Raw genomic sequence first — 10,448 nt, forward strand, 5'->3', positions numbered from 1 at the left:
TGCGCGAGGCTATCGGCGGGCGTGAAGGGACGCGTCCTAGACTCGACGCGGTAGGAGGCCCCCTCCTGCACCGACGCTCGTATGACCGTGACTTCCCCGCCTTCGGGCTCACCCGTGCCACGGCGCCCTCGCACGCGCCGGCTGCTGGCGACCCTCGCGGCGTTCGCCGTGGTCCTGGGCGTCGCGCTCCCGGCCTCGACCGCCGTCGCCGACACCACCCCGTCTCCCTCCTCATCGGCCACCCCGGCGACCCTGTCCGCAGCGCCCGCCGCGAACGGCATCCTCCGATCCGGCGACGCTCTGTCGGTCGTCACGACCCTCACCGCGGGTTCCTCGAGCGCCGTCTCCACGCCTGTCGCCCTGGGGATCGGTCGCGACCCGCTCGCCGACGACGCGGCCCTCGAGCGCTGGCTCAGCGGCGATGCGACCGGAGTGAGCGTCCAGCAGGTCGCGACCGGGTCGGTGGATGCCGCTCCCGCCGGCGCGCAGAGCACCACCACCCTCGCGGTGGCGGCGACCGATGCGGCTCTGGCCGGTCGTGCCGCGGGCGTCTACCCCGTGCAGGTGACCGCCGCGAGCATCGGCCTCTCGGCCGCGAGCGTGATCGTCGTCCCCGCCGACACCGGCGCCCAGACGCCCATCGCCCTCGTCGTCCCCATCACCGCCGCCCCCCTCACCCGGGGCCTGCTGACGGCGAATGAGCTCGCCGAGCTCACCGCCGTCGACGGCGCACTCTCGGCGCAGCTCGACGCGGTCGACGGCACGGGGGCGACCCTGGCGATCGACCCCGCGATCCCGGCCGCGATCCGCGTGCTGGGCTCGTCAGCCCCACCCACCGCGGTGGCCTGGCTGCAGCGGCTGCTCGGCCTGCCGAACGACCGCTTCGCCCTGCAGTTCGGCGACTCCGACGTCGCCGCGCAGCTGCGCGCCGGCCTGTCCGCTCCGCTCAGTCCGACATCGCTGCAGACGTACATGGCCGCCGCCGACTTCACCCAGCCGGCCCCGGCCGTCTCGGCCGTCTCCACCCCCGACCCCTCACCGGCGTCGACGCCGGGGCAGCCGACGTACCCCTCGATCGCGACACTGCTCGACATCGGCACCGCGACGGCGAACGTGTACTGGCCGTCCACCGGTTCCGCCGGCTCGGACACCGTCGCGGCGCTCGGAGCCCTCGGCACCGCCGACGACCCCGCTCACGTGCTCGTGCCGTCGACGAGCGTGGCCGGGGGCGCGCGTCAGGCCGCCGCATCCGTCGGGGGAGTATCGACGCCCGTGTACGACGCCGAGGTGTCGCGCGCCCTCGCCGACGCCGCGGGACAGAATGACGCCACGCTGCGCGGCTCCTCGCTCGCAGCCGCCCAGGGATACCTGGCCATGGCCCGCGCCGCGACCGGCGAACAGCCCGTCCTCGCCGTCCTGGACCGCGGGACGGATCGCTCGCGCGTGAGTCTGCGCGCCACCCTCGGGCTCATCGCCACCGCGCCGGGGTTCGCCGGCTCGCGCCTGGCGACCCTCGCGGAGCTGCCGGCATCCGAGATCGCCCTCACCGAGCCCGCGGTCGATGACGCGCGGGTGAGCGAGGTGAGCGCCCTGCTCGACGACGAGCAGGTCGTCGACCGCTTCGCCACGATCCTCGATCAGCCCGAACTGCTCACCGGCCGCGAGCGCGCCGAGGTCCTGCAGGTCACGAACATCTCCTGGACGGGGGATGCCGCCCGCAAGGCCGTCTCCGACCATCGCGCCGCGACGTCCACGACGCTCGACTCGGTCGGCATCCTGTCCTCCGACTTCCGCCTCGTCAGCTCGAGTGCGCCGCTGCGCCCCTGGGTCCGCAACGACCTCCCCTGGCCGGTCACGGTGGTCCTGTCGGTACGCCCCGACGACGCGCGCCTGCGCGTGCAGGACCACACCACCGTCGACGCACAGGCCTCGGCGAACACCCGCGTCGAGGTACCGGTCGAGGCCCGCATCGCCAACGGCGAGGTCGGCGTCGACCTGCAGCTGTTCAGCCCCACCGGCGAGCCGATCGGACAGCCGCAGGCCGTCGACGTCGAGGTGCGCGCCGAGTGGGAGAGCATCGGCCTCATCGCCATCATCGTGCTGGTGGTGGCGTTCTTGAGTCTCGGCGTGGTCCGCACCGTCGCGCGCCGTCGTCGCGCCGCAGCTGCGCCACCCGAAGAAGACCACGACGCCGTCGACGGGGTGGGGAACAAGGATCCGGATGCCGACGGGCGCGGCGACGCCGATCCCGACGACGCGGATCCCTCCGACATCGACCCCCACGACGGCGACCCCGAGGGCGCCGATCCGGACGCCCCCGCCGGTGACACCGACGACACCGACATCGAGCAGGAGACACGCCCGTGAGCAGTATCGGACGGGCGAGCGTGCTCATCGGGGCGGGCACCATCGTGTCCCGGCTGAGTGGTCTGTTGCGCCAGGTCGTGCTCGTCGCGATCGTCGGTTCGGTCCAGAGCTATGCCGGCGACGCGTTCGGTCTGGCCAACTCCCTGCCGAACGCGATCTACGCGATCATCTCGACGGGCGTCTTGACCGCGGTCATCGTGCCGCAGATCGTCAAAGCCGCGTCCCACTCCGACGGCGGACGCGCGTTCATCTCGAAGCTGTTCACCCTTGGCACCGTCATCCTCCTGATCGCCACGGCCCTGGCGATGATCGCCGCTCCGTGGATCGTCGCGCTGTACACGCCCGCGAGCGCGGCTCCCGATCAGATCGCCCTCGCCACGGCCTTCGCGTACTGGTGCCTTCCGCAGATCTTCTTCTACGGTCTGTATTCGCTGCTCGGTGAGGTTCTCAACGCGCGCAAGGTCTTCGGGCCGTACACGTGGGCGCCCATCGTCAACAACGTCGTCTCGCTCGTCGGTTTCGGCGTCTTCCTGCTGATCTTCGGGGGACCGAACACGGCCGTCGATCAGTGGACGCCCGCCATGATCGCGCTCCTCGGCGGGGTCGCGACCGGCGGCATCGTGCTGCAGACGATCGTCCTACTCGTGTTCTGGAGACGCGCGGGTCTGCAGTTGCGGCCCGACTTCCAGTGGCGCGGTGTGGGCCTGCGACACATCGGCCGGCTGGCCGGGTGGACGTTCCTCATGGTCATCATCGGCCAGCTCGCGGGGATCGTGCAGAGCCGCGTCCTCTTCGAGGCATCCGGGAACGGTCCCGCCGTCCTCGCCTCGCAGAACGCGTGGCTGGTGTTCATGCTCCCGTACTCGCTCATCGTGCTGTCGATCGGTACCCCCTACTTCACGCAGCTGAGCGAGCACGCCGCGGCCGGTCGTGACGACCGCGTGCGCGACGACATCATCCGCAGCATCCGGGTGCTCGGGCTCTTCATCGTCGCCGCCACGGCGGCACTGGTCGCGGCATCCGTTCCCGCCTCGCGCATCTTCACCAACGACTCGCGCGAGGCCGTCGCCGCGGCTCCGGTCCTCCTGTGCTTCCTGGTGTGTCTTCTGCCCCTCGCCGTGCTGTTCGTGATCCAGCGCACCTTCTACGCCTACAACGACACGCGGACGCCGTTCTTCTTCACGCTCGTGCAGGGCGTCCTGGTCGCGGTGACCGCCCTCGGCGCGGGCTGGGCTCTGGATGCCGGGCTCCTCCCGGTCGCCGAACTCGCGGCCGCGGTCGCTCTCGGCCAGTCGCTTTCGAGCCTCGTCCAGGTGGTCATCGCGACCGCGATCCTCAACCGCCGGCTCGGGGGCATCGGCATCCGTGAATGGCTTCTGCCCCTCTTCCGCTTCATCCTGGTCGGCATCCCGGCCGGTGCGGCGGGGTGGGGAGTCGTCCTGCTCTGCGGCGGTCCCGAGGGCTGGCTCTCCGCGGATCGCCTGACGGGTGCCCTCGGCTCGGCGCTCGTCGGGGGAGTCGTCCTCGTCGTGTACCTCGGCATCCTGGCCCTCTTCCGCACTCCCGAACTCGCCCCGGCGCTCGCGCTCGGTCGGCGGTTCCTCCCCAAGCGCTAGCCCCCCGCCCCCGGAATACCCCAGGGCTAGCATGGGTTTCATCCGGCGGAATCAACGAAGGGAACGCGCTACCGTGCGTCACGTCATCATCATCGGATCCGGCCCGGCCGGCTACACGGCTGCGATCTACGCGGCCCGCGCCAACCTCGAGCCCCTCGTCGTCGCAAGCTCGGTCGAAGCCGGCGGCGACCTCATGAACACCACCGAGGTCGAGAACTTCCCCGGCTTCCCCGACGGCATCCAGGGTCCTGACCTCATGGCCAATATGCAGGCGCAGGCAGAGCGCTTCGGTGCGCAGGTGCTCTACGACGACGTCGTCTCGCTCGAGCTCGACGGACCGGTCAAGAAGGTCACGCTCGGCAGCGGGAAGGTGGAGGAGGCCGTCTCGGTCATCTACGCCACGGGGTCGGCCTACCGCAAGCTCGGCCTCGAGGGCGAAGACCGCCTGTCCGGCCGTGGCGTGTCCTGGTGCGCCACCTGCGACGGGTTCTTCTTCCGCGACCGCACGATCGCCGTGGTCGGCGGTGGCGACTCCGCGATGGAGGAGGCGAACTTCCTCACGAAGTTCGCGTCGAAGGTCTACGTCATCCACCGCAAGGACTCGCTGCGGGCGTCGAAGATCATGCAGGAGCGCGCCTTCGCGAACCCCAAGATCGAGTTCATCTGGAACAGCGCGGTCGACGAGATCCTCGGCGACGAAGCTGTGAACGGCGTTCGCCTGCGCTCCACCATCGACGACACCACGCGCGAGTTGCCCCTCGACGGACTGTTCGTCGCGATCGGCAACGACCCGCGTACTCACCTCGTCCACGACAAGCTGCAGCTCACCGACCAGGGCACCATCTGGGTCGACGGTCGCTCGTCGCGCACGTCGGTCGAGGGCGTTTTCGCCGCCGGTGACGTCATCGACCCGACGTACCGCCAGGCCATCACGGCTGCCGGAAGCGGCACGGTGGCTGCTCTCGACGTGGAGCACTTCCTCGCCGCTCGCGGGGAGGCCGGCGAGCCCGCCGTCGCCGAGAGCCCGATCGAGGGCCTCCCCGACGCCGCCGTGGTCTGAGGAACAAAAACGCACTCACCTGCGTTTTCACACACTGACGATCTCATCTAAGGAGAAATCACATGACCGCCAAGGCGACGACCTCCGCGACCTTCGAGCAGGACGTCCTGCAGGCCGACGGACCCGTTCTCGTGGACTTCTGGGCTGAGTGGTGCGGACCGTGTCGCATGGTCGCGCCCGTGCTCGACGAAATCCAGAGCGAGAACGCTGACAAGATCACCGTCCTCAAGCTCAACGTCGACGAGAACCCCGACCTCGCGATGAAGTACCAGATCACCTCGATCCCCGCGATGAAGGTCTTCCACGGCGGTGAGGTCAAGACGACCATCATCGGCGCGAAGCCGAAGTACGCGCTCGAGCAGGACCTGGCCCCGTTCATCGGCTGAGTCCCTCTTCGCGCGACGAGAGCCCCGGCACTTGGGTGTCGGGGCTCTCGTCGTCTCCGCACTCCTGTGGTGCTTTTCGTGAGGCCCGGATGCCGCTCGTCGGCATGGACCGTCCGGAACGCGGCCGGCGGAATCAGGACGTGCGGGGAGGCCGTTGTCGGCGCCGGGACCGTAGCTCCCTCGGCGCGGTCGCAGGCGATGCGCCCGACCACGAAGTTTGAGGATCCGGGGGGCTCGTCGGAGTCATCACAGGCGTGTCGAGCCCGGCGTCGTCTCCGCGGCCTCGGCCCCACCCATCAGACGACGGACGTGCCGAGGGCGTCCCGTCCGTCGCCGTTCGCAACGGCGTGTGCGGCGTTCAGAACGCGTCGAGACGCACCGACGCGTCCCAGCGTCGATGTGGCTCTTCGTCGCCCAGAATGCGCCACACAGCGCGCGTGAGGGCGGGGTAGTCGAGAGCGATCTGGCGCAGGACACGGTAGTTGCGCGCCTTGTTCGGGCGGACACCCCCGTTCTCGGCGATGTTCTCGGCTCGCAGAGTCAAGACGACGAGTTCATCGACGCTGGGCAGGTCTTCCATGAAGTCCCACGGGTCTTCGCCACCGCGCAGGCGCTCGTGAATCAGCACCGCCAGTTCGTCGGACGCCTCGGCGCGCAGAAGCTCGAGGCTGGCGCGACGGCGCAGGTTCTCATCGTTCGCGGTCACCATTCCAGCGTACGTTGCACCGCCGACATCAGGGCCCGGGGCCGTTCGCTCCCCGCGGATGCACGGCGAGGATCAGCCGGTGTAGCTTTCCTCGCCGAGTGCCGCAAGAATTCGGTTGAGGTCTTGAATGCTCGCGAAATCAATGCTGATCTGGCCTTTTTTAGCGCTCAGCGAGACACGCACCTTCGTGTCGAGTCGGTCACCGAGACGATCGGCGACGTCGTCGAGTCCTGAACGGCGCGATCCGGCGGTCGGCTTCTGGCGGACCGGGGCGACACCGGGCATCTTGGCGGCCGCCTCGGCGGCACGCACCGACAGATCCTCGTTCACGATCTTGTCGGCGAGCTTCTGCATCTCTTTGGCGTCGTCGAGGGAGAGGATCGCGCGAGCATGGCCCGCGCTCAGAACTCCCGCCGCAACTCGCTGCTGCACCGGGACCGGCAGCTTCAGAAGTCGGATGGTGTTGCTGATCTGTGGGCGGGAGCGCCCGATACGCGTCGCGAGCTCCTCCTGAGTGATCCCGAAGTCCTCGAGGAGCTGCTGATACGCGGAGGCTTCCTCGAGGGGATTGAGCTGCGAACGGTGCAGGTTCTCGAGAAGCGCGTCGCGCAACAGGTATTCGTCGTCCGTCTCACGCACGACAGCGGGGATCGTCTCCAAGCCGGCTTCGCGCGAGGCTCGCGTGCGTCGCTCGCCCATGATGAGTTCGTAGGTACCGTCACCCTTGTCACGGACCACGACGGGCTGGAGAACCCCGAACTCGCGAACGGAGTGGATGAGCTCGGCGAGATCATCGGGATCGAAGTGCGTTCGTGGCTGACGAGGATTCGGGACGATCGACTTCGGATCGATGTGCACGAGCCGCGCGCCGGGGACGGAGACGAGGGTGTCCTCAGCAGCACCATTGTTCGCGGAGGAGTCGTTCTGCGTGGTCGCGTTCCCCTCGGGGAAGAACACATCGACAGGGCGCGCCTCCGAGGGTTCCGCCGTGGGGATGAGGGCGCCGATGCCGCGACCCAGTCCGGTCCTCTTCGCCATCAGGAACCCTTCTTCGTGGTGTCTCGTGCGACGATCTCCACCGCTGCTTCGCGGTAGGCGATGGCGCCCGCTGACTGGCCATCGTACGCGATGACCGTCTGCCCGAAGCTCGGTGCCTCAGAGACCCGGACAGAACGTGGGATGACCGTGTCGAGCACCTCGCTGGTGAAGTGCGAGCGGACTTCCTCGGCCACCTGCTGGGCCAGGCGAGTGCGCCCGTCGTACATGGTCAACAGGATCGTCGAAACGTGGAGCGTCGGATTCAGGTGTTTCTGAATCATCTGCACACTACCCAGAAGCTGGCTCAGACCCTCCAGCGCGTAGTACTCGCATTGAATGGGGATCATCACCTCGTCCGCTGCAGTGAAGGCGTTGATCGTCAGCAGGCCGAGGGAGGGCGGGCAGTCGATGATGACGAAGTCGAGATGGTTGTCCTCGATCGCCAAGTAGTCCCGCAGGGCGCCGCGCAACCTGTGCTCGCGCGCCACCTGAGAAACGAGCTCGATCTCCGCTCCGGCAAGATGAATGGTGCTCGGAGCACAAAGCAGGTTCGGCGACTCCGGACTCGTCTGAATGATGTCAGCCAGGGGGAACTCGTCGATCAGGACGTCGTAGATGCTGGGGGTGTCGGCGGTGTGTGCGACACCCAGCGCTGTCGACGCATTCCCTTGGGGATCTAGGTCGATGACGAGAACGCGGGCTCCTACGGATGCCAAAGCCGCGGCGACATTGACGGCGGTGGTCGTCTTACCGACGCCGCCCTTCTGATTCGACACGGTGAACACGCGCGTGCGGCCCGAGAGCTCCACCTTCGCGGCCTCTAGCGCGCGACGACGAGCAGACAGATCGGCGATCTCGCGAGCGATGGGGGAGTCGTCGAGTGAGAAGGACGACGCGGGCGCCTCATCGGACTGTTTCACGTGAAACACACCTCTCCGTCACGAACTTGCCCAGTCTACCCGCGCGATATGCGCTGCACGATGACTTATGGACGTGGTGAGGCTCGGCGGTTCGGGAGTTGAGGTGGCGGCGAGAACGTCCGCTCAGCCCCACGGTGCATGAGCGGCGCCGACTGCTCGTCTCCGTGTGGACGCCAGGCGCGACGTGCCTACTGGGTGCGTCGTTCAGCCTCCCGACACCGCCGCGTCCACGTACCTGACAAGGACCACACAGACGATGGACCGACACGGTAAGGCGCGATGACTCCGGCGCGCCCCGTCGTCAATCGACGCCCGTCGTCAATCGACGCCCGTCGTCATTCGACGAGCATCGACTCCAGTACCGATAAGCACCCCACGGCGCGATGATCGCGATGAGCCGTTGTCGGGCTCAGCGGAAACGGACGGTCTGGTGGCGTCTCGTGAGACCGACGCGCGTTTGCTTGCCGGACGACTTCGACCGCACCTCTCTCACCGGTTGCCGGAAGGGATGTTGCCCACTGCGCTGAAACGCGTGGCGTGAACGGTCGGCACGAGACTCAGGCGCTACACGCTGGAGGGGCCGCACACGGGGCGCTCCGCCTCAGTCGGCGACACTGCAAGACCACTCCTGCACGTCGACGATCAATCCGGCTCGTGCCACTATTGCGGGCGTGGGCTCGAGTACCTCCCCTTCAGAACGGCGGTTTGTTGGTACAGCCTGCACGCCTAACTGCGCCACAGACAGAAAGTCGGTGGGTGGAGCACCAATTCACCGGAGGTTTACGCCGTGATCGATGCACCCACCCACGCTCCGAGCATGTCTTTCCGCGGAGCTAAAGTTTTCGCCGAGAGGCGACGGTTCACGGTAGGGGAGTCTGGATGCGATCACTCGCCGAACCCGGACGGATCATCACTACGCCTAAATGACTCGGCATACCTGTGATCGCGTCTGGTCCGCCACGGCGCCCGAGCACCTGGAAGATCTGTGTGATCATCTCTGGGGATACGACGCGCCCTCTACGTAGCCGACGACGAGGTTGAGAAGGCGGCGCGAGCTCCCTTGATCGGAGACGGTGTGATGCAGAGATGTTTCACGTGAAACGTTGGCACGAGCGACGAAGTCGCCGCTAACCGCGCGGCTTGGCTTGTCGACATCTCACCTCGCCACTCCCACTTCAGGATCGACGAGCAGGTCACGAACCGAGCTGGATTTGTGCGTCACCACCCAGTGCTTTCCGGTGCGATGTTTCACGTGAAACGCGCTGGGGTAGCGGGCGCCCGCGCGTCTGGTCGTCTTCTGGAGAGAGTCATCGGCTGGCGCACGTGGTAGGCCTCTCAAGGGTCTTGGTCGACGCGATCCGCCGCCACTACGTTTTCGGCCGTCCGTGCACGTCAGGTGTATTGGTGTGCTATCGACCGATCGAGGATTCTTGTCTCACACCACTGCACTGACTGAGCGCAGCACGCCGGTGTGAAGCATGCCGATGAAATTGTCCGGGTCCTTACCCTGGTGGGGTCTCTTCGCCCTCATCCTGTTCCGCGAGCTGCGACTGTCGCAGCGGCTAACCATTGCCCAATGCCACCAAGCCGCAAAGCTGGTGGAGTCCATAGGAAGGGGGGTTCCCCCCATCGGTGGACGGTGAGCAAGGCAGCCGACGCCACATGAGTGACACCCCGCGCGCGTAACCCGCCCACATGAAGCTGGCGGCCCAGCGCGCGCCGCCCGCCCCCCGGGTCCAGAGATGCAGGATTCAGCCAACACCTAAGGGGAGCGAACGAATTGCTCACCCGGCTCGACGGCGGCACTCCAGCAGCCGCCGGACATGGCCCCACCTACCGTCACAGCGCGGAACATGACCGTTGACGCGCTGGCCTCGCGGTTCCGACATTCCGTCAGCCAAGCTCGCGCGTCGACACAGAGATGACGATGAGACATCTGCGCCAACGGCGTCCACTGTGTCCGTGGCCTCTCATTCATCCGTCATCCCTGACCTCTCACCGCGGCAGAAACGCCACACCGGCCGCCATCGTGGCGAACCCGCGGCCACGACTTCGCCTTGTGCCTCGAAACGCCGCCCTGAGGGAGACCACGCAGGTCACCGACGCACCTCCAAACCGCTCGTGTCCGGGTTCCGTCCTCCCGCGCGCGCCACGGTCGCGCGTCTCACCTCGACGAAGCGGCGAGACGGGAGACTACCCGGGTGGGGCCTACTGACGTCCCACTCCGACCCATATCGGGTCTGTCGTGTGATGCGGGTCTCACCCCTCCGAGACTCTCGACGATCCCGTGAGGGCGGCTTTCAGGCTCGTCCTATCTCGTCGATGCTGCCGCAGCCTGAGCGCCGCCGTACCGCG

General features: G+C 67.7%; 7 protein-coding genes. 4 read left to right on the forward strand and 3 right to left on the reverse strand.

Annotated features, from left to right (window positions below):
- Positions 1-114: 114 nt before the first annotated feature.
- From AB0230_RS15715 to trxA, 4 genes are all read left to right on the forward strand, one after another.
- Positions 115-2,367, forward strand: a complete 2,253-nt coding sequence (locus AB0230_RS15715) for a DUF6049 family protein (protein WP_366376762.1) — start codon at positions 115-117, stop codon at positions 2,365-2,367.
- A complete protein-coding gene (gene murJ / locus AB0230_RS15720) occupies positions 2,364-3,983 on the forward strand; it encodes a murein biosynthesis integral membrane protein MurJ (protein WP_366376764.1) in 1,620 nt (539 codons plus the stop codon). The genes AB0230_RS15715 and murJ overlap by 4 nt, the downstream gene beginning before the upstream one ends.
- Before the next feature lie 73 nt (positions 3,984-4,056).
- Entirely contained in the window at positions 4,057-5,043 is a 987-nt protein-coding gene (gene trxB / locus AB0230_RS15725) for a thioredoxin-disulfide reductase (RefSeq protein ID WP_366376766.1), read from the forward strand.
- A gap of 62 nt (positions 5,044-5,105) precedes the next feature.
- Entirely contained in the window at positions 5,106-5,429 is a 324-nt protein-coding gene (trxA, locus tag AB0230_RS15730) for a thioredoxin (protein WP_315994132.1), read from the forward strand.
- Positions 5,430-5,787: 358 nt separating this feature from the next.
- Here the strand turns inward: trxA and AB0230_RS15735 are convergent, their stop codons facing one another.
- From AB0230_RS15735 to AB0230_RS15745, 3 genes are all read right to left on the reverse strand, one after another.
- On the reverse strand, positions 5,788-6,138 hold the full coding sequence (locus AB0230_RS15735) for a tryptophan synthase subunit alpha (RefSeq protein WP_366376768.1): 351 nt from the start codon (positions 6,136-6,138) through the stop codon (positions 5,788-5,790).
- Positions 6,139-6,207: 69 nt separating this feature from the next.
- A complete protein-coding gene (locus tag AB0230_RS15740) occupies positions 6,208-7,173 on the reverse strand; it encodes a ParB/RepB/Spo0J family partition protein (protein WP_315994130.1) in 966 nt (321 codons plus the stop codon).
- Positions 7,173-8,093 (reverse strand): AAA family ATPase, encoded by a 921-nt coding sequence (locus AB0230_RS15745; protein ID WP_315994129.1) that lies wholly within the window; start codon positions 8,091-8,093, stop codon positions 7,173-7,175. The genes AB0230_RS15740 and AB0230_RS15745 overlap by 1 nt, the downstream gene beginning before the upstream one ends.
- Positions 8,094-10,448 lie beyond the last annotated feature (2,355 nt).

Origin of the sequence: Microbacterium sp. NPDC089190 (assembly GCF_040701795.1) — a bacterium.
GTDB lineage: Bacteria > Actinomycetota > Actinomycetes > Actinomycetales > Microbacteriaceae > Microbacterium > Microbacterium galbum.